This is a genomic window from Paenibacillus sp. cl130, from assembly GCF_900116035.1.
In the GTDB taxonomy this organism is placed as follows: domain Bacteria; phylum Bacillota; class Bacilli; order Paenibacillales; family Paenibacillaceae; genus Paenibacillus; species Paenibacillus polymyxa_B.
Genome location: NZ_FOYG01000004.1, coordinates 330,125 through 354,068 on the forward strand (window position 1 = coordinate 330,125; position 23,944 = coordinate 354,068).

Below are 23,944 nucleotides of genomic sequence, written 5' to 3' on the forward strand. Positions count from 1 at the left end.
TAAAATATACTGAGTAGCATCTGTCATTTCCTTTGTTGTTGGGTGGGACTTACAACAATGTGGCTTGGCAGATGTTTTTCCATGTTAAGCATACTCAACTGGACTCCTCCACCGTAATTTTGGTTTTGAGCCTAAACAAAATAATTAGGAGGGCATTATGAAAATCAGGTTATTAATCAGTATTATGATTGTACTAAGTTTTGCTACTGCACACTCGAATTCGACATCAGCTCAAGCTCATACCCCCATACACTTGAAGGTCAATGATCATTACGTTTTATACACCTACCCTGCATCCCCCTTTGTGGATACGAAGGGAAGGCTGCTTATACCGCTCCAAGTGGCTGAGGATATACTGGGTGGCAAAGTAACTTATAATGCAGCGAACAAGACGGCTGCTGTCGATCTGTTGGGGCGTAATGTAACGGCAACGATTGGATCACCCGAAATATCAGTTAACGGTGAGCCGATGACAATGGACACAGTCCCCATCATGAAAAGCAACGCAATGTTTTTGCCGGTATCCATTTTGTTGAAGGATACAGATGCGAAGATGGAATGGGATCCCAAACGTGGCTTATTGAAACTAAGACATGATAGCTTTACGGAAAGTCCAGTTCTTATGAGGTTTAAGGGACAAGACTTGGCCCAAGTCATTGATGCGAATGCGTTTGATCTTATTTCCTTTGACTGGGATCAAAAAAAAGAGTTATTAAATATTTATGCTACGTATAAGAGCGACTTATCGCCCGCCTTCAAGCAAATTGACTTTAATCCTATGATTGTTTATAGCAAAGGGACCTATAGTGTATATCCTTATTCTAAACCCAATATGTTTTACAAAGTTAAAATAACCAGTCCTGGTAATTTGGTTTATACAATGAATATCGATACAACCAATGCGGATGAAGATTATATAAAATATATTACTTCTGTTGGCAGATTAATTAAGTAGTGGAATGTATGTTGCTTGTACATCATAAAAAAGCGACAAAGGCTTAAGGGCCTTTGTCGCTTTTTTTGAAAGATTATCTTAGAAGGTAATGATTTGATTGCCGTTCCCTTTATTGCGGATATATCCCACGACCTTGGATACAGACTCTTTGTCTTTAAGATAATCAACAACGCCGTCTGTTAGGTTGTTTCTTTGAGTATTTGACATTTTATTCCAATCATCCGAATTTACATAAACTTCAACGATAGCTTCACTGCTGTCGCCTCTTACGGTGAAATCAAAGCCGACTCCGGCATAGGTGCCATATCTATCGGACAAACTACGTTGGATACTGCTTTTATCCAAAGATGAAGCTACATCCTTCAAGGTAACATCGCCTCTACTGTTGGTTGTAAAGGTCGCCATTTTATCCCTATTGCTGGAGTTTTTAACCGTACCCTCTACATCGGCATCTTTGTACTCTTTCAAAATATCATCCACGATGTCCTCCAAGTAGCTTCTCTTTCTACTGTCGGATAGTTCAGTCCATCTGGATTTTGTCATTTCGATGGTCACCGTAATATCGCTTTTGTTACCATCCAACGTGATATCCGAGTTGGTGCTGTAATCATCGCTGTGATCATCGTTCAGTTTCTTTTGGAGATCCTTCAAGGAGCTAGAGCTGTTTTTACTCGCTTCATCTTTTAGCGTCTGGTTGTCTTTTTGCAATTGAGCGATGGTAGCGTCTTTCGTCGTGTTTGCTGCTTTTGCTGTGTTGAGCTCTTGAGTCAGCGTCGTAATCTGGTTGTTCAACGCCGTAACTGTAGACTGATCAATCGGAACGCCGTTGTCGGCAATGACTACGCGTTTGTTTGTACCATCCCATGTTACCTTTTTATCCAAAGCTGTACCTGCCAGCTTCAGTGGGATATACGTTACGCCATCCAGCAGGAACGGTTCTGTTTTGGCATCATAAGGAACCTCGGTTCCGTTGTAGATGATTTTGATATTGTTATATACTGCTTGGATCGGCTTAGTCACTTGTGCGGCATATGTGGATTGGCTGAAAAGAGCCCCGGATATGGCCAAGGCGGATACGGCAGTGATGATGACAGGTTTTTTGATAGATTTCAGTGATTTCATTCGTTGGTCTACCCCTTTATTTAAGAATTATAGCCTGGTTCATAGACTAGAGTAACATTAATGCCTACAAAATCCAACAGGTTGGAGAGTCATTATGGGTCGTGCTTATATTGGTTAGACGCAACAGCAACCGTAAAAGTTGCCCTGTTTGCGCAAAAGTTTTTCCAAAAGTATCCGAACAACACAAAACAAGCCCGCTGCACAAGACAGCGTGACTTGTTGGTAAAATAGTGCGTCGAGGTTATCCATTCAGGATTATTTGCCGTCCTTCAGTTTGCCTGCTGTTTCCTGAAGATGGCCTTTGGCCTTATCCAGTTTACCTTCGGCTTGAAGGGACTTATTATCGGTAGCGTTCCCGATTTGGTCCTTGATTTCACCTTTGGCTTTGTTCACATTACCTTTGATTTTATCGCTAATTCCGTTATCCTTCATGTTGTAGCCCTCCTTATGTGATCGAACTTTCATTCAGCATGCTGTAGTTAGTCATTACCCGAGTGAGGGTAATACGAAACCAGAGGCTGTATATCACAGACGGGGGTATAATGTTGGATACGGGTTAAATCAGAACGTGAAGTGGGGAGTGAGCGCATGCTCAAAATTTTATTGTTTATTCTCGTTATTCAAATTATTTACGTATCGGCGTATACACTACGCATGATTCTGACGCTGAAAGGACAGAAGTACATTGCTGCGCTCATTAGCACCGTGGAAGTTACGGTCTATGTGTTGGGCTTGAATGTTGTGCTTAAGTACCTGGATCAAGTGGCAAGTCTTGCAGTATACGCCATTGGCTATGCATTGGGCATTCTTATTGGAGCATGGATTGAGGAAAAAATAGCGCTTGGTTATGTCACTGTTAAGGTGATCAGTAATGAGATCAATGGAGGAATTGCCAATGCGCTGCGGGACAAAGGATACGGTGTTACAGCCTGGCTGGGCAGTGGACGTGATGGAGAGCGCCTGGTGATGGAAATTTTGGCTAAACGTAAAAACCAGAATAAGCTGTATCAGTCCATTCTGGAGCTGGATCCTAAGGCTTTTGTCATTACGGTAGAGCCGAAGCAATTTCATGGCGGCTTCTGGACCAAGGCTATCCGTAAATAAACATTTTGGTAAATTGCGCATATTTTTTGGACGTTAGAGCATATTAATACCCGGACAGGTGGAAATTAACAGTAAGCCGACAGGGGATATTACCCTATAAAAACCGAGGGGGAATATAGATGTACAGACGCCAGGCCCCGGAAATCATTCCAGAGGAAAATACGGCTATTTGGTCGTGTACAAACGAGGGTTGCAACGGTTGGATGCGAACGGATTTCACCTTTTTGAACGAGCCTGCTTGTCCGCTTTGCCAAGCCTCGATGGGGCAAGAAATGCGGATGCTGCCGATTCTCAATCGGGCGGGCAATTCCTTTGTCGCCCAGCGCTCCTAATCCAGGATTTTGCAAAATCTACAATTGAATGTGAGTACGATGATCACACTGCAGAATTTATGAACGTCAAAAGCCGCTCCAGCGACATGCTGAGCGGCTTTTGGTTGTGGAAATTAGAGTAGGGGTGACCTGTCCCCAAGTAAGGTATGCATTGATCATGGTCTCTGGATGGGCTGCACGGAATCACGATATACAATATGTCCCTGCACCAGGACTCGACCAAAGCGGCTACCGGGATGGCTTATTTTTTTCATCATCGAATCAATCGCGGTACGTGCCATCTGCTCGATGTCTACTCCGACCGTGGTCAGTTGCGGAACAATAAGAGTGGCGTATACATCGTTGTCAAAGCCGACCACAGAGCAGTCTTCAGGTACGCGGTATCCCAGACCAATGAGCTTATGCACCAGATTGTGAGCGACCTGATCGCAGTTACATACAAAGGCAGTTGGTAGCGGCTGAGGAAGCTCCATTTCAACATAAGTACCTTCGTCGTCCCGGTCACTGAGCACCCACTCGTTACGGAGGGGCAACCTGTGCTCCAGCAAGGATTTATAGTAGCCGAGGAAACGATCCTGAATACTACTGGTGGAATAGATATTACCCACATATGCAATATCCCGGTGTCCCTGGGCGATCAAATAGTTGGTCAGCTCGTAGGCTCCGTAAAAATTATCCGTCACCACGGAGTCGATATCGGCATGCTCATCATAAAAATCGAGAAACATTTTGGGTAGGTCCATGGTTTGTACAAGCTCAATATATGGCTTGCTCACTTGGCCCAGGAGAATGAAGCCGTCCACCTTGCGGTCGTAATAGATACGTGGCAGATTAAGCTGTTCTTCGTCTTCGCGATGGAGGATGTGAAGGATGCCGTAGTAGCCGTATGGCTCCAGTGCCCGTGAAATTTGCTGGTAGATGTGCAGATAAAACGATTGGCCAGGGCCGGTAAAACGTTCAGGGATGACAACACCAATGTTATAGGTGAGGCCCTCCTTCATGGACTTGGCAACGGTATTGAAACGATAACCCATTTCTCCTGCGAGCGTCTTAATACGCTCTTTTAGCTCCTCGCTAACCCCATCCTTGTCATTGAGCGCCTTCGACACGGTCACGCTGCTTACTCCCAGCTTATCTGCAATATCCCGCATCGTTACGTTGCTCTTCATTCCTGTTCCGCCTTCCAATTTTAAAAAGATAAGCATTTTGCCTAATCCAGAGAATGGATGCAAAATGCTGGGGAATATATCAGTAGCTTAGCCGCCTGTAAAAATCCAAAAGACTTAGCAGGGTTGCTGTCCTGTAAAGATACAAAGACTGGCAGCATGGCTGCCCATAGAACAACTATTAGCCTGCGGGTAACAGTTGTTCTATGGATAGTATACATGGTTCCGCAAGCAGGATAAAGCCTGCGGCTTATGTCCGCTGGGAAGGACGGGAGTGTGCTTGCAATAGCGCTTCATTGTGATGAATTAGCTCACGACGAACAGCGGCGCTGCTGAGAGAGCGCAACGGGTCGGATGGTGTATTGAAGGTGTAGTCCTCCAGTCGAGCGATGGTGGTCGTCGCTACGTGGATACGGGTATCACTGGATGCGTAGTAAATAAAGACTTCATCTTGTTCGTTAACGACTGCCCCATTGCAAAAAATAACATTCGAAACGTCACCCACGCGTTCCTCATCATAAGGAGCCAGAAAGTGCCCGCCGGGCTTAGCGATGACGCGCGTAGGGTCTTCCAGACTGGTGGCAAAGGTATACAGCACATACCGCAGCCCAGCGGCCGTATTGCGTACCCCGTGAGCGATATGAATCCAGCCGCGACTGGTTTTGATCGGGGCAGGGCCCTGACCATTCTTGGCTTCGTACACCGTATGATAACAACGCTCATCAATGACGGTTTCGTGTTCAATCACGGGTTGTGTAATATCTTTGCACAGGCCGAAGGCGATGCCTCCGCCCGAGCCGGTGGAAATAAATCCGTCCTGGGGACGAGTATAGAAGGCGTATTGACCGTCCACAAATTCAGGGTGCAGGACAACGTTGCGTTGCTGTGGGGACTGGGTAGTGATGTTGGGAAGCCGGGTCCATGTACGAAGATCACGAGTACGGACCAGTCCGGCCTGAGCGACAGCACTGGAGGTATCGTGAGGTGGTGCGTCAGGGTCTTTTTTCTCTGAGCAATAAATACCGTAAATCCAGCCGTCCTCATGCTTCACCAGCCGCATATCGTACATATTTGTTTCTTCTGGGTCGATATCCTCCCATACTAGGGGGGCGTCAATGAATCGAAATTGATCAATGCCGTTATCGCTCTCTGCTAAAGCGAAAAATGATTTTCGATCCAGTCCCTCGGTACGCGAAACAAGAATGTATTTTCCTTCATGATAGATTGCCCCTGGATTCAATGCCGCATTTACACCCAGCCGCTCCATGAAAAAGGGATTAGTTTGCGCATCCAGATCAAACCGCCAGTGAAGTGGAACATGATGGCGTGTGAGCACTGGATAGAGGTAGCGTTCGTAGATACCATTATAAAAGGTAGTTTTAACCTCATTGGGGCGTGTAATCAGTTCCTCTTGCTGCAACCGCAGCTCATTGTATTTGCTATGGATCATTGGTTTTCCATCCTTTCTAGCATTTCTATGCAAAATCGGCTGTTGTGATAAGGGCACTTCCAGGGTCCTGCAATCTCTCTCGCATCAGGCTTACCATCCGCTTGAACTGACCAGAACCATTCGCCTCCGGGGCGCGGATCGATGATATATTGCCGGGTATAGGACCATAGATTTTTCACAATTTGCAAAAAACGTTCGTCTTTTGTACGTTGAAACGCATTGTAAAAACCAACCATCCCCTCGGCCTGTACCCACCAGATACGTGAGGTGTCTACTCGCTCTCCTTCCCGCTCATTGATGAGCGATCCGTCTGGCTGAACAGCGCGCTCTGCTACCGCATTGGCAATATCCATCACCATATCCACGTATTCTGACGGGTAATAACCCAGCACATTCATAGCGTCTTCAATCAACCAGCTGGCTTCGATGTCGTGACCATATGAGGTCAGGTCAAGCAGAGAGCGCCATTCACGGTCGAAGAATACCCCCAATCGCCGGGCAGAAGCATCGTAAACACGATGATATAAAATATCCAGTACGTTCGTCAGCGCATTTCGAACCTCTTCATTTGGCCAGACGCGCAGCAATTGGGTATACGCCTCCAAAACATGAATATGCGTATTCATGGTGATATGCGCGGTAACCCCATTTTCGCTGAGTAGCTCATTAGGCTGCGTGTTCCACAAGCGGTCATATTGTTCGCCGTATGCCTGTCGGGTGCGATCATATCCTTTTTGCTCCAGCAGATGGAACAGCTCCATAGCTAGTGGTAATGCATTCGGGTCGTCTGTGGCACGTGCATACTCTGCTATCGCATAGATCGCAAATGCCTGCGCGTATACATGCTTGCACGTGTCCACGGGTTGCCCGGTGTAGTCCACCATCCAGTACATTCCTCCATGTAATGGATCAAGCAGGTGATTCCGCAGGAATGTGAATGCATGTCGTGCGGCTTCTGCATAGGTATTTTCCCTTGTTACACGGGCAGCCGCCGAGAATGACCAGAGTAGCCGTGCAGTGGCAATCCCGCCTTTGTCGGCTTGGTTATGAGTGTGCAGATCCACGTCCACCTCGCCGTAAAACCCACCGTGTGTCTCATCCTTCAGTCCAAGCCAGAATGGGAGTATGTGCTCCTTCCATTCCTGTCTAATTTCGTCCAGTAATGTTTCCAAGAGACAAAGCCTCCTTCGGAAAATGAATTATTAGGTTATCGTTAACTTTACAGGATTATCATATCTAGCTGTTTGTAAACTGTCAACCATGCTAAATTGGTGTTTTTTTATAAGATGTGACCCATTCCACTTTACAAAAAGAATATTGCAATTGACATAGTAAGCGCTAACATAATAAAATGATTTTGTTACTTTAACGATAACCTTATTCGAAAACAACAGGAGGAGTCGTCTCATGAAGTTGTCCAAGGTTTTGATGTCATTACTATCCGTGGTTTTGTTAGCGGGGCTGTTTACTGGCTGTACCTCAAAGAAGGATGAGCCAGCTGCCAGCTCTGATCCGAAGGGTGTGGAAGGTGAAATTACGGTTATCACACAGCGGACTGATATTGTGGATACCGTATTTCAGGATTACGCCAAGGAATTTAACAAACTTTATCCGAACGTGAAGGTCAATTTTCAGGCATTGGCCGATTATGAGGGTCAAATTAAAATCCGTATGGGGACCAGGGATTATGGAGATGTTTTGCTGATTCCTGGCAGTATTCCAGTTGAAGAGCTGCCCAACTTTTTCGAGCCGCTGGGTACTTATGAGGAGATGAAAAACAAGTATACCGGCCTTGAAGAACGTACGGTGGATCATAACAGCTACGGTATTCCGATTGCGATGGTTTACTCTGGTGTGATTTATAACAAAAAGGTGTTCAAGGACGCAGGAATCACGCAGCTTCCCAAAACACCGGACCAATTCTTAACAGCGTTACAGCAGATTAAGGACAAAACCAAGGCAGTGCCGCTGTTTACGAACTATGCCTCTGGTTGGGCACTGACCCAGTGGGAGTCTAGTCTGGCAACATTGGCGGGTACGAAGGAATACGTGAATATCACACAGCCGAATACAGATGACAATTTCACGAAAGGCCAGCCCCACTATGAACTGTATAAGGTCCTGTACGATGCAGCTAAAAAAGGCCTGATTGAAAAAGATCCAACGACTACGGATTGGGAGACCTCCAAGGCGGATCTCGCTCAAGGCAAAATCGGTGCGATGGTACTTGGCTCTTGGGCGATTGACCAGATCAAAAGCACAGCTCCTAACAAGGATGATATCGGTTTTATGCCTTTCCCGACGAATGCCTCGAAGGTACTTGTACCGCTAGCGGGTGATTTTAATCTCGGTATTAACGTAAACAGTGAAAATAAAGCGGCGGCCCGTGCTTGGGTGGACTGGTTTACCGAAAAGTCCAACTATGCTGTAGAGCAGGCGGGCAGTATTAGTCCGCTGAAGGGTGCCCCAATGCCTAGCATTTTGAAGCAATACGAAGATCAGGGAGTCGTTTTTGAAACGCTTACTCCGTCTCAAAAAGGACAGGAAGGAATTGTTGATAAAATAGACAAAATGGGCGAAATTGGTTTGTGGCAGCCTGATTTTAAGAAACGCATTATTGAGGCAGCGGTTGGTAACCGCCCGGAATCGTATGACGCCATTATGAAAGACCTGAACGATGCATGGGTGAAGGCGCGTGCTGAAGTGGCTGCAAAGGAAGCAAAATAGCCATCTGAACTGACGAAAAAAAGGATCGACGTAGCAGTCGATGGACGGATAGCCAGGAGGTGCAGCATGTTAAAATTTTCGAATCTCAGCTACTCCAAACAAAGATTGGCGATTATTGTTGCCTTTTCATTTATTCCGCTAGCGCTGCTGATCACTTTTGCGTACTTGCCGGTGATCAATATGTTTAAATACAGCTTTTCGGACTGGAACGGCTATAGTAAGCGTCTGGAATATGTGGGTTTTGAAAACTATATCAAAATCTTTACCGACCCCGAGTATTTCTCGGTGTTTAAGGTCAGTCTGTATTACTTTGTAGCTACGTTTGTACAGATGGGTCTGGCCCTTTATTTTGCAACCATTCTCAGCTTTCAGACCTGGTTTAAAAATTTCTTTAAAGGCGTTTTGTTTTTTCCTTCCCTGATGAATGGGGTGGCCATTGGTTTTATTTTTCTTTTCTTTTTTAAGCCAGACGGCACGCTCGATACACTGCTTCAGGCGATGGGGCTGGGTTCGTATGTCAAGCTGTGGCTGGGCAACCCGGAGATTATCAATATTTCGCTGGCTGGTACGTCGATCTGGAGATACATGGGCTTTAACTTTATTGTGTTTCTGGGTGCGATTTCTTCCATATCCAGTGATTTGTATGAAGCAGCCGATATCGATGGAGCCAACCGCTGGCATCAGTTCCGCTCAATTATTTTGCCGAGCATCAAGCGGATTTTGCAGTTGAATCTCATCTTGGCAATTAGCGGTGCGGTCAGTGCATTCGATATTCCGTATATTATGACCGGTGGCTCCAACGGTAGCGAAACATTCGTCATTCAAACGCTTGATGTGGCATTCAAATACAGCAAGGTCGGTTTGGCCTCGGCGATGGCGGTTGTTCTGCTGCTGATCGTAATCGCTGTTACGCTGCTTCAACGGTTGCTAATTCGGGGAGAGGAGGACTAATCATGTATAAGCTGAAAATAATACTGGCTAGCAGCATCAAGTATGCGGCGCTACTACTAGGTGCGTTCATTGCACTGCTGCCGATTGTCGTCATTTTGTTTGCATCTTTGAAGACGAAGACTGAATATGCGGCAACCAGTCCTCTGACTCCCCCCGTGAACTGGCTGAATTGGGCTAACTATACCAAAGCCTTTATTAACGGAAATATGCTGACCGGATTTGTGAACACAGCTTTTATCCTGTTGATTTCGATCATCGGAGCCACATTAACGGGTTCCATGATCGCGTATATTTTGAACCGTTTTAAATTTAAGGGCAAAAGTCTTATGCTCGGAGCGTTCCTGCTCGCGACCCTCATTCCGGGGGTAACGACTCAGGTATCGACATTTCAAATTATCAACAAGCTGGAGCTGTTTAACACGCCTTGGGCGGCAATCTTGCTGTATTTGGGAACGGATATTATTGCGGTGTATATTTTTCTGCAATTTCTGGATTCCATTGCGGTGGCGCTAGATGAATCAGCCATGCTGGATGGGGCCTCCTATCTGACGATCTACTGGCGCATTATCTTGCCCCTGCTGAAGCCTGCCATTGTGACGGTGATCATTATCAAAGGCGTTAATATTTACAACGACTTTTACACCCCGTTCCTGTATATGCCCAAAACAAGCCTTCAGGTTATATCGACGGCGCTGTTCAAGTTTAAAGGGCCATATGGCTCGCAATGGGAAGTTATTAGCGCGGGCATTATCATTGCCATTATTCCGACGCTGATTGCGTTTTTATCATTACAAAAATATATCTATAACGGATTCGCGCAGGGTTCAGTGAAATAGAATAACGGCGAAATAGAAAAATGATGAGATCAAGTATCTCGGTGAGAGGAGAATATACGTATGAGTAAATTGAATGTGGATTTGGATGTAGGTGACGTACGAATTTTGGGAGAAAGTCTGTCGAAAATGCCGTGGCAGGATAAGCCGGAAGGTAGCGAGGCTCCGGTGTGGAGGCATACTGAAAACCCAGTCATTGGACGCAATCCGGTGCCGGGTATTGCCCGTATTTTCAACAGTGCAGTAGCTCCGTATGAGGGACGGTTTGTAGGGGTATTCCGGGCTGAAACGATTAATGGACGTCCGCATTTGCATCTAGGCTGGAGTGACGACGGGTTGGCTTGGGACATTGAGACAGAACGTCTGCATTTGGTCGATGAGGAAGGAAGCGATTACCAGCCTAATTATGCTTACGATCCGCGTCTGGTCCGCGTGGAGGATACGTATTATATCATCTGGTGTACAGATTTTTACGGTGCAGCGTTGGGGATAGCACAAACAAAGGATTTTAAAAGCTTTGTACGATTGGAAAATCCGTTCCTGCCGTTTAATCGCAATGGTGTGCTGTTGCCCCGCAAGCTAAACGGAAACTTTATGTTGCTATCCCGTCCGAGCGACAGCGGACATACACCGTTTGGCGACATTTTTCTAAGTGAAAGTCCTGACTTGGTCTATTGGGGCAAGCACCGTCATGTCATGAGCAAGGGCGGACAGGGCTGGTGGCAATCGGTAAAGATTGGCGGCGGACCGGCCCCGATTGAGACGACCGAGGGTTGGCTGATGTTCTACCACGGGGTGACGGGCACGTGCAATGGGCTGGTATACAGTATGGGCGTAGCCGTTCTTGACCTGGATGATCCGTCTAAAGTTAAATATCGTTCCTCGAATTTCGTGCTGACCCCAGAGGAATGGTACGAAGAACGGGGCTTTGTGCCGAATGTGGTTTTCCCGTGTGCTACGCTGCATGATGCGGACACTGGGCGGATTGCGATTTATTATGGAGCCGCTGACACGTATGTAGGTATCGCATACACGACAGTAACTGACATTATGAAGTATGTTATCGCAACGGATGAAGTGGTCGCAGACGACCGTGAGTCGGGCCGGATGTAGGAGGAACTTGAATGCCAGAGGATATGTCTTTACAGCAATTGCAGTCATATATGGGGAGTAACCCGAAGCCGCCGGACTTTGACGCATACTGGGAACGGGCATTACAGGAGCTGGAGCGGCAGCCGCTTGATTATACACTGGAGCCTGCTGATTTTGTCTCTCCGATGGTGGAGTGTTACCATCTATATTTTACTGGAGTGGGCGGAGCGAAGGTTCATGGGAAGCTGGCTCGTCCTAAGCACCTTACGGAACAAGGTCCAGCGTTGGCCATGTTTCATGGATATTCCTGCGACAGTGGTGACTGGTTCGACAAGGTGAGCTATGCGGCACACGGATTCACCGTGCTGGCTATGGATTGCCGGGGGCAAGGAGGGCTATCAGAGGACAATTTGCAGGTTCAAGGAACGACGGTTCGCGGCCATATCATCCGGGGGATTGACGACCCGGACCCGGATCGGATGTATTACCGCAATGTATTTTTGGATACCGTGCAGACGGTACGCATTCTGATGTCTATGGAGCAGGTCGACCCTGAACGGATCGGCGCATTTGGCTGCTCCCAGGGAGGGGCCTTAACGGTTGCCTGCGCTGCATTGGAGCCACGTGTCCGTATGGCAGTTCCGGTATATCCATTTCTGTCGGACTATAAAAGAGCTTGGGCGCTGGATGCCACTACATCTGCATATGAAGAACTGGTTTATTATTTTCGTTGGTTTGATCCGAATCATATGCGCGAGGAGGAGCTCTTTCACCGACTAGGCTACATTGATATTCAACATTTGGCAGATCGTATTCGTGGTCGTGTGTTGTTTGTGACAGGGCTGTCGGACACCATCTGTCCACCCTCCACGCAGTTTGCGGTGTACAATAAAATCGTATCAGACAAGGAAATACTCCTGTATCACGAATACGGTCATGAGTATCTACCCTATCTGTCGGATCGTGCCATGAGCGAATTTTTGCGGCTGTAGGGGGTTGAACTTAGCCACAGGCTCCTTTATAGTAATAGCTATAACCTTCGTGAATGCGTAATAAATGAATGCCCCATTTGTATAACCTCAATAATATGGTTTGAGGGTCTCTACCAGGAACCGATAAATCCTGATTACAAAAAGTGTACGTCTTGTACATTTCTTGTGGTCAGGATTTTTTTGCGTAATACGAGGGAATTTACATGACAGCAAAGGAGCTAATGTAATGAACTTCAAAGTAGTTATTTTAACGATTGCGACCTTTACGGTGGGGCTGGTGGAGCTGATTATCGGTGGCGTGCTACCCCAAATTGCACAGGATTTGAATGTCTCCGTAAGCACGGCAGGACAGCTTATCATGATCTATGCGCTCGTGTATGCTATTGCTGGGCCAACTTTATTGGCGTTGACCGCCAAAATTGAACGAAAACGACTGTACCTGTGGTCGATGTTTATCTTTATTTTGGGAAGTCTACTGGCCTTCTGGAGTCCGAATTATGCGGTCTTATTTGTATCCCGTATCGTTACCGCTGCAAGCGGGTCGCTGATCGTGACATTGTCACTGACCATTGCAGTCAAAGTGGTGTCCAAGGCTTATCAGGCCCGTGTCCTTGGTGTCATCTCCATGGGGGTTAGCTCCTCCATCGTTCTAGGTATTCCAGCCGGGGTGCTGATTGGAAATGCGTTTGGCTGGCGGGTGCTTTTCCTGATCATTGCCTTGTTGACGGTCGTTGCTATGATCGTTATCAACTTGTTTATGGAGCGGATTCCGACGGAACATGTTGTGCCTATGCGCGATCAGCTGAAATCCTTAAAAAATGTTAAAGTCATCAGTGCTCATCTGGTGACCACGCTGACACTGGCGGGCCATTACACGTTATATGCGTATTTCACTCCATTTTTAGAAAATATGATGGGTTTAAACGCTTCGTGGATTAGTGTGGCCTATTTTGTCTTTGGGCTGGCGGCAGTGAGCGGCGGATTTATTGGCGGCTCTTTGGCAGATCGGTTCGGCACAGCGAAAAGTATTCTAGTCGTCGTAGGCGTGTTTATCGCCGTGATGTTCTTGCTGCCATTCTCAATCCACTCGATTTATGTATTTGCGCCACTACTGATCATCTGGGGCATACTGAGTTGGGCCTTGTCGCCCCCGATGCAAAGTTATCTTATTGAAAATGCACCCGAATCGGGTAGTATTCAGCAAAGCTTTAATTTCTCCGCACTCCAGGTCGGGATCGCTTTAGGTTCTGCCTTGGGAGGAGTAGTGATTGAAAATAGTGAATCTGTTGCCACGAACGCTTGGGTGGGTGGGGCATTTGTGATTGTTGCTTTTGTCTGCGGCGTATTTTCGATTACCAGAGCGGGGACATCACAGGCTGTCAGAGGGCACCACTCTGTTTCATAATTCGCTGAACCATCGCCCTCTTTTATAATGCGAGCAAACATGTTATACTACACACAATTATGAAGAAGGAGGTGAGGTAGGTGAATCACGAGATGCTGAACAACCGTATTAGCCAGCTGCCGATTGCTATGGCTGGCATTGTTCATGCTTTTCCATACAACGGGAGAAGTCTGTCCAATTTTAATCATACGGTTGTAAACATCGCGAGAAGACGCCTACCTTAACTCGAACGGATTGCTGTATCTTCCGAAGAGTCGCGGGGTTGCTCCTGCGGCTCTTTTTGTGTTACGCAGGTAAGGGTCTTCCTAAATAAAGGAGAGCCTGAACATGTATATAGTAAACGGTCAACAATTGAAAAAATACCACGCTGCCAATCTGATTTTGGATGGTGCATCGTTTGATATCCATACAGGAGAAAAGGTGGGACTCATCGGCCGCAACGGAAGCGGTAAAACCACCCTATTACGCCTAATCGCACGTTTGTCCCGCCCGGATGAAGGGCAGCTCGTCATCGCCAAGGATACGAAAATCGGCTATTTACCGCAAATTCCGGCGGAGTTTGAGAGTTTTACTGTGTACGAAACGCTGGCTTACGCCTATCGTGAGCTGAAGGATTGCCGCAATCAGATGAGCACACTGGAACGGGAAATGTCAGATCCGGTTGTGGCAGCAGACGTAGGCCTTCTGGAGAAGCTGCTGCAATCGTATGCTGCCTTGCAGGAACGGTTTGAGCGCAACGGCGGCTATGAAATGGATGCAAATATTGATCAGGTAGCGGATGGTCTGCGTATTCCCAAAGGAATGTATACGCGCAGCTTCGGCTCGCTGTCAGGTGGAGAGAAAACAAAAATAGCGCTGGCATCACAGCTCATCGGGCGGCCGGATTTGTTGCTGCTGGATGAGCCGACCAACCATCTGGATTTGAAGGGACTGGAATGGCTGGAGCAATTTTTGCAGGGCTACACAGGTGCGTGTGTGGTTGTATCTCATGATCGTTATTTTCTGGATCGGGTCGCCGTTAAAATGATTGAGCTTGAGGATGGCGAGGCGTTTACGTATTATACGAACTACAGCGGCTATGTTAAGGAAAAGGAAGAACGATTGCTACTGCAATTTGAAGATTATAAGGAACAGCAAAAGCGGATCAAAAAGATGAAAGAGGCCATTCGGCGTTTTGAAGAGTGGGGGCGCAATGGCGACAACGAAAAGTTTTTCAAAAAAGCAGCCTCCATTCGTAAGGCGTTGGAGCGTATGGAGCTGGTGAAGCGGCCTGTATTGGACCCGCAGGGGGCGGAATTTCACTTAAAGCTGGAGGATCGTTCCGGTCGCCGGGTGCTACAGTTTGAAGAAATCGTTAAAGCCTATGGAGAGCATCAAATATTAAACGGGGCAACGGGCAGCCTGGAATTCGGTGAAAAGGTGGCCTTGCTGGGCGATAACGGTTCAGGCAAAACGACGCTGCTCAAGCTGCTGCTTGGTCAGGAAAGCGCGGATGCAGGCTCGGTCCAGTGGGGTGCGCGCGTGGAGTATGGATATTTGGCGCAGCAAGAGAGAGAGCGGAATAGCCGAGCGACTGTGCTTGCTTACTTCAAGGAGGAAGCAGGGGTGGAAGAAGGCGAGGCGCGCGGGTTGCTAGCGAAGTATTTGTTTTACGGTGCCGATGTGTTTAAGCCCGTGAGCATGCTGTCCGGTGGCGAATGGTCCCGCTTGCGGCTGGCGTTGCTGGTCATGAAAAAGCCAAATTTGTTGGTGCTGGATGAGCCGACGAACCATCTGGACATTGACTCACGCGAGGCGCTGGAGGAAGCGTTAGACACCTACACGGGAACGGTACTGGCGATTTCACATGACCGCTATTTTGTGAATAAGCTAGCAGGACGCGTGTGGGAGCTGGAGGCTGGAAAGCTGACCTTTTATCTGGGCAGCTTTGATGAGTACCGAGCGAAGAAGCGGGAGCTGGAAAACGCCCGCTTGCTAAGTGAGGGGGATGCCGGGGTACGCTTGGCATCTGCAAGTAGAGTCGCATCCGATGGCGGCTCGGGCACGGCTGCGCATTCCAGTGCAGCGAGCAAGGGCCCAGAGACGGCTGCGCGTACGGGAGCGACCTCGGGAGCCGATAAGGGTCGTGCTCGCACCGAGTCGGCAGGTCGCTTGGGGGCCCCCGCTGCCGGGTCTGGGGCACGCGAAGCGAAGGCCGCGAAGCCATCACGCCCGCCCGCTGCATCCAGCGAGCGGTTGGAGCGGGCCATCGCCGCCAAAGAAGCAGAATTGGCGACAGCGGATGCCGAGCTGGAGCTGCTCGGCACAAGCGGCGACACGATCCACATGGCGGAGCTGTGGGATGCGCGTGAGCGGTTGCAAGCCGAGCTGGACACGTTGATCGGCGAGTGGGTTGAGTTGGAGTAGGTGACAGGCTAGTAGTTACTGGATAGAAAACAGTTTATTTTATATAGAAGGTAGCCCTGAGGTAGAACGTTTACTGAAGGGCTACCTTTTTTGCAGTGAAAAGACAAAGATATCATCACAAAAATTAATGACCATTAATTAAGATAAATGGTATTGATATATTATTGTTATTATATTTTACATATAAAGAAAGTTGTTTGCATTTCGCAACATATGATACTTTTTAAATTGAATAAATAATATGATTCATTGTTAAATGAAGTTTGTGTTATCCATCATGATCTTACATATCAAATGCACGCGTTGGAACTATGTTGTGATTTGTTATGGATGGAGGGAATAGTATGTCGGACTCCTTACTGGAGGTCAGTCAGGTAACGAAAAAAATGGGAAAAAGGCACTTGTTAGACCGTGTTTCTTTTAAGCTTCAGAAAGGGAAGATATATGGATTCATCGGACCTAATGGAGCTGGTAAAACTACAATGATGCGAATCATGACCGGATTAATACAGCCAACCAGCGGTTCTGTAAAGATAGCCTCATATGATGTACAGACGGATCGGGAAAAGGCGCTGTCCAAGGTGGGGGCTATTATTGAATCTCCGGTTTTTTTTGATTATATGACAGGCAGGCAGGTTTTGCGCAATTTGTCACGGTTACACTTTGAGATTGCGTCCTCAGATCGGGAGACACATATTGAAGAGTTGCTTACAAAGGTGAGGCTGGAAACACGGGGAGATGACAAGGTGAAAACCTATTCGCTGGGAATGAAGCAAAGGCTAGGTATTGCGCAGTCCATGCTGGGGACTCCTGAGCTTTTATTGCTGGATGAACCGTCCAATGGGCTGGATCCTATGGGAATGCAGGAGCTGAAAGATATTGTGCTTCAGCTACGTGATTCAGCGAATTATGCCTTTTTTATCTCCAGTCATTTGTTGGATGAACTGCAACAGATGTGTGATGAACTCGTTGTTATCAAAGAGGGCAGGCTAGTTTGGCAGGGACCTACTGATCAATTAGTAGAGGACGGCCAACGGCTAGAGGATGCTTTTATGGGATTGATGGGACTATGAAATCATTAATATACAGCGAGTTCGAGCGATTGTGGAGACGGAAGTGGTTCTGGCTCATGGTATTATGTACACCGATTCTAGCCTGTTCGACAGGAGTATATTTTTTGCGCACGATGAAGGTTCCTGTAGAGGTATTATCCTTAAACTTTGTCGTTACTGGTCTGCGTGAGAATTTGTTTTTAGTATGCAACATAGCTGTGGCTGCTTTAGCTGCTGCTGTATACACAGAGGAATTTCGAAGCGGGCAACTGCGTTTGTTATTTATGCGCCGATTTACCCGCGGACAGATTTTCTGGAGTAAGCTGCTGGTTTTAAATGTTACTATTTTGTTTCTTCTCATTGTATTTGCAGTATCCTCGCAGGTGATCGTTGAAGTATGGACTCTTTCCTATGATGTAAGTGATGCGGGGCTGTCCGGATCTCAAGGACTGCGGATGCTTAAATACTATGGTTGGGCGCTTGCCTCATTATTTGCAATAAGCTCCTTCTATTGTTTTATCGCTATGTATAGCAAAAGTGTAACGTATGCTATCGGTGTTTGTATGGTTTACAATCTGGGCTCTTTGTTGTTTGATTCATTGTATTTAAAATTGGTCTCTTTTGTTTCTCATATCCCATACCTATACAATGTGATCGCATTTATGATTATTCCATATATGCAGCATACAGGATTAGATAGATCCTTAATCGGGAATTCGTCTGTGAATGGGGCGATTATCACCGTGGTTAGTCTATATCTTATCTTTTTTACTTGGGGCGCATACCGCCGTTTTGTGACTGATGATTATCTGTATTAGGGGCATCCGTAGCCTGAACATCATAAAAGTAAAAGAAAGATCCAATCGACCGCTTGAGGGTCAGTTGGATCTTTTATCGTTTCTTTTCCATAAGGGACGGGTATTAATTGTCTAGTCCCGCATAGATTGACATAGGGGAAAAGGAGGTATGAGCATGTGGAGTTGGGTCAAAAAGCTGTCTACACTGGCGGCGATCCTTTTGTTGGCTGTTTTTGTAAGCGCATGCAACAAGGGCGATGCTTCGGGTAAGGTGAAAATTGAGTTTTTTCAAAACAAGCCGGAGGCCAAGGGTTCATTCGATAAGCTAATCTCTCAATTCAATCAGGAACATCCCGGTATTGAAGTGACACAGGTCAACCCGCCAGAGGCAGAGACCGTGTTATTGACCCGGGTTGTCAAAAACGATGTACCTGACATTGTGGGGCTTGGGGCCACAGATACCTACTCCATTTTGGCACAAAGCGGTATTTTTACGGATCTGGCGAATACAGAATTGCCACGTACGATTGACCCGATTTACCTCAAAATGCTTAAGGATGTGACCGGGGTCGATCCCGTGTATGGAATTCCTTATGCTGCGAATGCGAATGGTGTGATGTATAACAAAACTCTTTTTAAGGAAATGGGATTACAGGTGCCTAAAACGTGGGATGAGCTGATTGCAACGGCGCAAAAGATCAAGGCTGCTGGGAAAATCCCGTTCTATTTTACATATAAAGATGATTGGCAAACGAACCTCCCCTTTAATGCCCTGGGCCCGAATCTGGTGGGCATTGATTTTTTCCTGCAACGGCGTGAAAATCAGGTCACCTTTCAGGACAAGTACCGCGAGGTTGCTGAAAAGCAGCTGGAGCTATTGAAATACGGACATGGTGATAATTTTGGCAAAAACTATGCCGACGGTAATCGTGCCTTCGCTAACGGGCAGGGATTGATGTACATTCAGGGCTCGTGGGCCATATCTGAAATTCGCAAAGCCAACCCGAAAGTGGAGCTTGGTTTTTTCCCATTACCGACAGGGAATGACGAAAAGGCGGTCAAACTGGTGTCCGGTATAGATACGCTCTTGGCCGTATCGGAGAGCACTCCGCATAAAAAGGAAGCCGAGGAGTTCATTGCCTTCTTGTTGAAGCCGGAGAACAGCAAGCAATACATTACAGAGCAAACGCTGTTTTCGGCGGTGAAGGGAGTTACGCAGGATGATCCGAGTGTGGCGGAGCTGTTGCCTTATTTTAAATCGGGCCGCGTCATTGATTTTGCCGATCACTATATTCCCAAAGCGGTCCAATTGAATTCTATTGTGCAGGCCTTCCTGCAAAACAGAGACATCGACGCTTATCTGGCCAAGCTAGACAGTGAGTGGAATAAGGTAGCTAACCGCCGATAGGAGAGGAGGAGGAGACATGAATAAGCGACTAACGACTTTTTACTGGATGACGGTACCGGCGGTGCTATTGTTTTTTGTATTTTTGACCTTGCCTGCCTTGCAGGGCTTTTATTATTCGCTTACGAACTGGAACGGCTTTGGTCATCAGTATCACTTTATCGGGTTTAAGAACTATATTAATTTGTTTCAGGATGACAATGTGGGGAACGCATACTGGTTTACTTTCAAATTTGCGATTGTGGTTACCATTGCGACTAATATCCTTAGTTTGCTGATTGCGCTAGGGCTGAATGCTAAAATACGGTTTCGTAACTTTTTCCGCGGTATTTATTTTCTGCCTAATATTTTGAGCGTGCTAATCGTGGGTTACATATTCAATTACTTGTTCTCGAACGTGTTTACGATTTGGGGGCAAAATTTAGGGATTACCTCATTGTCGACGAACATTTTGGGCAGCGAACAACTGGCTTGGGTGGGGGTTGTCATCGTAGCTGTATGGCAGGGGATTGCCTTTAATACAATTCTCTATCTGGCCGGGCTGCAAACCATTCCGACAAGTCTGTATGAGGCGTCCAATTTGGACGGTGCGGGTAAATGGCGCGAATTCTGGAGCATTACCTTTCCGTTAATTGCTCCATTTTTTACGATCAATATGGTATTGGCGATGAAAAATTCCCTGATGGTGTTCGATCAGATCGTGGCTTTGACGAATGGCGGGCCGGGTCGGGCCACCCAGTCGATTTCCCACCTGATATACACCGGAGGCTTTAGAGGCGGAGAATTTGCTTATCAGTCGGCTAACTCTGTTATTTACTTTATTGTGATCGCGATCATTTCCATCTTACAGCTGCGATTCCTCCAGAGAAGGGAGATGGATAACTGATGAAAACGAGCAGACGTACGAACTGGCCTGTGCTGCTTCTGGTAGCGTTGGGGACAATATTTATTCTGTTTCCCCTCTATATGACGGTGACGATAGCCCTTAAAAATCCCGAGCAGATGGCGCATTCCGCCTTTGCCTTTCCGACCGAGCTGCATTGGGAAAATTTTAGTCGTGCAGTAGAAATGACCAACTTCTTCAGCGCTTTTCAGAACAGTGTGATGGTCACGACATCGACGGTCATATTGACTTTGCTAACCAATTCGATGGTCGCTTATGCGATTGCCCGTAATATGCAGCGACGCTTTTTTAAGGGATTATATTTTTACTTTGTGAGTGCCATGTTTATACCGTTCCCGATCATCATGCTGCCGATTGTAAAACTGGCCTCGGGCCTTCATATGACTAATCTGTTGGGTCTTATTATGCTGCATACGGTGTATGGTTTGGCGTTTAATGTCTTCGTGTATGTCGGTTATATTCGCTCCATTCCGGTGGCATTGGAAGAGGCAGCCACGGTAGATGGTGCGACGACATGGGGTACTTTTTGGCGCATTATATTCCCACTGATGGCGCCGATTAGTGCTACGGTGGGAATTCTCACTTGTCTGTCCACATATAACGACTTCCTGCTGCCGCTCATTATTATCAGCGATGCGGAGCAATATACGCTACCGCTCGTCCAGTATGTATTTCAGGGGCAGTTCAATACTGACTTTAATCTGGCCTTTGCTTCGTACCTGATGGCCTTGCTGCCGATGATTATTATCTATCTGATTGCACAAAAATGGATTATCAATGGCGTTACGCAAGGTTCTGTGAAGTAGGGCGGGAGTCAATCGTCTCAGGCAGACTGTGCCTTACTAGGAAAATAAAAAGGGGTTCCCTATACCACGGTTCACACAGGTATAGAGGACCCTCTTTTTATAACATTGCTATTTAGCTGCTTCGCTGTTGCTTGTCAGAGGCTGCAAGGGTACAGTTGTCTCTGCTTCTGGGTCGTCCGTTGTATAGTAGAACATATAGATAGAAGCTTCCTTCCCTATGAAGTTCTTGTAGACATCCACTGCCTTGTTATTGCCGTCTCCGGCGAAATTGGCTGTGATTGGCTTGCCGATAATCCGTTCTTTACTCAGGCCAATATGCGTCTGGTTAATCCCTCCAAAGTGAGCATCCTCGCTTTCGGTTTCTACGAATAAGTCTGATCCTTGTTTGTAGTAAGTCCACTTCACAGGATAGCCACCGATTTGTGTCGTTAGCGTCTGCTTTGACTCAGAAATATCAGTTAAACGCTGTGGTGTTTTGTCATCCGAATGGGTCGTAACTTTGTATTTGCCTGTAAAAGTAACAGGAGTGTCCTTGGTAATCACAAGATTGGACGGTCGTTCAAAACGGATCGTGTTCAGATCGTGTTCCTGATCAGGTGAAGACCAACGACTACCCTCTAACGTTGTGCCGTTCACAGAAAGAAAGTACTTTTGATAAGGTAACATGGCGAATTTCTTTTCGCTTCTGATCGTGACACGGATTTGTGTAGGTGTGACAATCATTTGTTCTAGCGTAAAATTTCGATTGCCGTTCTCCAATGGGGTGTTCAGCACGCTTTTAATCGTTCCGCTTTCCATTTTCTTCTTGCTTAGCTGCAGATCAAGGTTTATGGGTTCATTTATACTTTTCTCAGTTTGCGCATATTGCAGTTTGAAAGTAGTCTGTCCTTCCGGTATATCTGCTTTAGTAAAATACTGCTGGGCTGTGTATTCCCCATTCTCTCCGGGTGTACCAAAAGCTCCCCCAGGCTGAGGCCGCACAGGTTCTCCACCTTTGTAGGCAATGATTTGTGGATTGTCCCATTCCTTCGGCTTGGACGAATCGAAGGTAATTGCCGATGACAGCATTAGCTTATCCTTCCCTTGTTCGAATACCTGTACCTTCAAATCTTGTAAGCCGTTACGATCCAGCTTGAACGTCTGCATCTGAGGCGATTTGATATCGAGCGGCAATTCCAGTTCCTGAACGCTGGTGAGCTCAATATGATCTACGGTCAGTCGCACGTTCTCTGTTTCTTGCTGCGGTGTCCAATCGCTTTCAAAGTAGCCGTTATAACGTTGGTTTTTCTCGTCCCATTGTTGAAAGCTATACTCGCCCGCACTGCTTTTCCCCGCAGCACTTTTAAGTGATACGCCTTTGACATTCCAAAACTCGTTGTCTGCGCGTTTTCCGACCTCCAAGCTGTACAGAATCACGGTCCGGTTCTCATCGACAATAGCGGTATGCAGCGTCAGCTTCACTCCGTCTCTGGTTACGGATTGCTCCAAGGGCTGTCCAAGGTCTTGATTTAGTGCCGTCTGAATGCCGCTTCTTCCGTGCAGCAGATCGCCCCAATTATAGTGGATGGCGGCATAGACGGGAACGGCAACGAGAAGTGCACTCAGAGAGGCGGCGATAGCTATTTTGCGCCAATTTCTGTGTCGGTGCGGAGTGAATGAATCGGAAGTGTCGGTTAGCGTAGGGGCAGTATGCCCTGTCTGTTCCATCCGGTTCCACATCTCATCGAAGTCAGGATAGGCCATCTCCGAATCATCATTTAACTTGCGCTTCAATGCCTTTTCTACGTTGTTCATAGTTCTCTCCTTCCATCTCGGGAATTTGTACCCCTGCATCCCGCAGTATTTGCTCCAATAACTTTATTCCTTTGTGAGTCCTCGATTTGACGGTTCCCAGCGGAATTTCCAGCAGTTTTGATATTTCCGCCAGCGTGAAATCATGCATATAGCGGAGTGTCAGCACAGCGCGGATTTTGGCTGGAAGACGATTCATATAAACGGCCCATTCCTCTGCCGATTCGCGTTCTTCCACCAGCCTGTCTACAGGCTTACCTTCCGCCCTGCTAAATAGATAGGGATTAGCCGATACCTTCAAATGCAGGCTTTTCTGGCGTTTAAGGTAATTCAGACAATGATTGACCGTAATCTTCATAATCCAGGCTTTTAGTTGTTCGATCTGTTCACGATTGCTGCGAAACAGGATGATAAACACTTCCTGTGTTAAATCCTCTGCATCCGATGCATTATGTACCATGTAGTAGCAGGTTCGGTATACATCTCGTTGATACAAATCAAACAACTCTCGATTACTCTCCAATGATGTGCTCTCCTTTCTCGTGCAGTTTATCTATATAACAACTGAGGTCCTCAAAAGGTTCATTTGGTTGCGAAAAGTAAACCGTCTGCTTCAAATGTACCATGATGTATCTATGTTGTTTGCTCATCTAT

23 protein-coding genes and 1 riboswitch are annotated in these 23,944 nt (G+C 46.8%); of the genes, 16 read left to right on the forward strand and 7 right to left on the reverse strand.

Translation table 11 applies throughout. The features are described from left to right. Positions 1-157 precede the first annotated feature (157 nt). Positions 158-955, forward strand: coding sequence for a copper amine oxidase N-terminal domain-containing protein (locus tag BM358_RS13840; RefSeq protein WP_028540817.1), 798 nt, complete (start codon positions 158-160; stop codon positions 953-955). 78 nt (positions 956-1,033) lie between these two features. Here the strand turns inward: BM358_RS13840 and BM358_RS13845 are convergent, their stop codons facing one another. Both BM358_RS13845 and BM358_RS13850 read right to left on the reverse strand, forming a co-directional pair. Next, entirely contained in the window at positions 1,034-2,077 is a 1,044-nt protein-coding gene (locus tag BM358_RS13845; protein ID WP_028540816.1) for a stalk domain-containing protein, read from the reverse strand. 255 nt (positions 2,078-2,332) lie between these two features. After that, positions 2,333-2,509 (reverse strand): CsbD family protein, encoded by a 177-nt coding sequence (locus BM358_RS13850; protein WP_068939077.1) that lies wholly within the window; start codon positions 2,507-2,509, stop codon positions 2,333-2,335. 156 nt (positions 2,510-2,665) lie between these two features. Here BM358_RS13850 and BM358_RS13855 point away from each other — a divergent pair, with 156 nt between their 5' ends. Together BM358_RS13855 and BM358_RS13860 are read left to right on the forward strand one after the other, a co-directional pair. Beyond that, a complete protein-coding gene (locus BM358_RS13855; protein WP_023990890.1) occupies positions 2,666-3,181 on the forward strand; it encodes a DUF2179 domain-containing protein in 516 nt (171 codons plus the stop codon). 119 nt (positions 3,182-3,300) lie between these two features. Beyond that, on the forward strand, positions 3,301-3,513 hold the full coding sequence (locus BM358_RS13860; protein ID WP_023990889.1) for a cold-shock protein: 213 nt from the start codon (positions 3,301-3,303) through the stop codon (positions 3,511-3,513). A gap of 155 nt (positions 3,514-3,668) precedes the next feature. Here BM358_RS13860 and BM358_RS13865 read toward each other — a convergent pair whose 3' ends face one another. From BM358_RS13865 to BM358_RS13875, 3 genes are all read right to left on the reverse strand, one after another. Continuing rightward, positions 3,669-4,682, reverse strand: coding sequence for a substrate-binding domain-containing protein (locus tag BM358_RS13865; protein ID WP_023990888.1), 1,014 nt, complete (start codon positions 4,680-4,682; stop codon positions 3,669-3,671). Between the two features lie 247 nt (positions 4,683-4,929). Continuing rightward, positions 4,930-6,129: a glycoside hydrolase family 130 protein gene (locus BM358_RS13870; protein WP_028540814.1), complete on the reverse strand. Its 1,200-nt coding sequence runs from the start codon at positions 6,127-6,129 to the stop codon at positions 4,930-4,932. Then, positions 6,126-7,301 carry an AGE family epimerase/isomerase gene (locus BM358_RS13875; protein WP_028540813.1) on the reverse strand — a complete coding sequence of 392 codons (1,176 nt, stop codon included), beginning with the start codon at positions 7,299-7,301 and terminating at the stop codon, positions 6,126-6,128. The genes BM358_RS13870 and BM358_RS13875 overlap by 4 nt, the downstream gene beginning before the upstream one ends. 235 nt (positions 7,302-7,536) lie before the next feature. On the opposite strand from BM358_RS13875, the gene BM358_RS13880 reads away from it, so the two are divergent. The 13 genes from BM358_RS13880 (at position 7,537) to BM358_RS13935 (ending at position 21,499) form a co-directional block, all read left to right on the forward strand. Then, complete coding sequence (locus BM358_RS13880) at positions 7,537-8,856, forward strand: ABC transporter substrate-binding protein (protein ID WP_028540812.1); 1,320 nt, start codon at positions 7,537-7,539, stop codon at positions 8,854-8,856. A 66-nt stretch (positions 8,857-8,922) separates the two neighbouring features. Continuing rightward, entirely contained in the window at positions 8,923-9,807 is an 885-nt protein-coding gene (locus BM358_RS13885; RefSeq protein WP_028540811.1) for a carbohydrate ABC transporter permease, read from the forward strand. Between the two features lie 2 nt (positions 9,808-9,809). Further along, the gene (locus tag BM358_RS13890; RefSeq protein ID WP_028540810.1) at positions 9,810-10,643 is read left to right on the forward strand and encodes a carbohydrate ABC transporter permease; all 834 of its coding nucleotides are present in this window, start codon (positions 9,810-9,812) and stop codon (positions 10,641-10,643) included. Between the two features lie 60 nt (positions 10,644-10,703). Continuing rightward, positions 10,704-11,753, forward strand: coding sequence for a glycoside hydrolase family 130 protein (locus BM358_RS13895; protein WP_028540809.1), 1,050 nt, complete (start codon positions 10,704-10,706; stop codon positions 11,751-11,753). An 11-nt stretch (positions 11,754-11,764) separates the two neighbouring features. Then, complete coding sequence (locus BM358_RS13900) at positions 11,765-12,724, forward strand: acetylxylan esterase (protein ID WP_023990881.1); 960 nt, start codon at positions 11,765-11,767, stop codon at positions 12,722-12,724. Between the two features lie 57 nt (positions 12,725-12,781). Continuing rightward, positions 12,782-12,881, forward strand: a riboswitch (purine riboswitch). Positions 12,882-12,950: 69 nt separating this feature from the next. Continuing rightward, positions 12,951-14,129, forward strand: coding sequence for an MFS transporter (locus BM358_RS13905; RefSeq protein ID WP_023990880.1), 1,179 nt, complete (start codon positions 12,951-12,953; stop codon positions 14,127-14,129). An 80-nt stretch (positions 14,130-14,209) separates the two neighbouring features. Further along, entirely contained in the window at positions 14,210-14,353 is a 144-nt protein-coding gene (locus BM358_RS26500; protein ID WP_016822706.1) for an RAxF-45 family protein, read from the forward strand. Positions 14,354-14,456: 103 nt separating this feature from the next. Beyond that, entirely contained in the window at positions 14,457-16,535 is a 2,079-nt protein-coding gene (gene abc-f / locus BM358_RS13910; RefSeq protein WP_028540808.1) for a ribosomal protection-like ABC-F family protein, read from the forward strand. A 344-nt stretch (positions 16,536-16,879) separates the two neighbouring features. Further along, entirely contained in the window at positions 16,880-17,608 is a 729-nt protein-coding gene (locus tag BM358_RS13915; protein ID WP_028540807.1) for an ABC transporter ATP-binding protein, read from the forward strand. Next, positions 17,605-18,405, forward strand: coding sequence for an ABC transporter permease (locus BM358_RS13920; RefSeq protein WP_028540806.1), 801 nt, complete (start codon positions 17,605-17,607; stop codon positions 18,403-18,405). Before BM358_RS13915 ends, BM358_RS13920 begins: the two co-directional genes overlap by 4 nt. Before the next feature lie 154 nt (positions 18,406-18,559). Continuing rightward, positions 18,560-19,792, forward strand: a complete 1,233-nt coding sequence (locus tag BM358_RS13925) for an ABC transporter substrate-binding protein (protein WP_023990876.1) — start codon at positions 18,560-18,562, stop codon at positions 19,790-19,792. A gap of 16 nt (positions 19,793-19,808) precedes the next feature. Then, positions 19,809-20,675 (forward strand): carbohydrate ABC transporter permease, encoded by an 867-nt coding sequence (locus tag BM358_RS13930; protein WP_028540805.1) that lies wholly within the window; start codon positions 19,809-19,811, stop codon positions 20,673-20,675. Further along, positions 20,675-21,499, forward strand: a complete 825-nt coding sequence (locus BM358_RS13935) for a carbohydrate ABC transporter permease (RefSeq protein ID WP_028540804.1) — start codon at positions 20,675-20,677, stop codon at positions 21,497-21,499. Before BM358_RS13930 ends, BM358_RS13935 begins: the two co-directional genes overlap by 1 nt. Positions 21,500-21,607: 108 nt before the next feature. On the opposite strand, the gene BM358_RS13940 is transcribed toward BM358_RS13935, so the two are convergent. Together BM358_RS13940 and BM358_RS13945 are read right to left on the reverse strand one after the other, a co-directional pair. Further along, a complete protein-coding gene (locus tag BM358_RS13940) occupies positions 21,608-23,293 on the reverse strand; it encodes a DUF4179 domain-containing protein (RefSeq protein WP_028540803.1) in 1,686 nt (561 codons plus the stop codon). Continuing rightward, positions 23,253-23,813 (reverse strand): RNA polymerase sigma factor, encoded by a 561-nt coding sequence (locus tag BM358_RS13945; RefSeq protein ID WP_028540802.1) that lies wholly within the window; start codon positions 23,811-23,813, stop codon positions 23,253-23,255. Before BM358_RS13945 ends, BM358_RS13940 begins: the two co-directional genes overlap by 41 nt. Positions 23,814-23,944 lie beyond the last annotated feature (131 nt).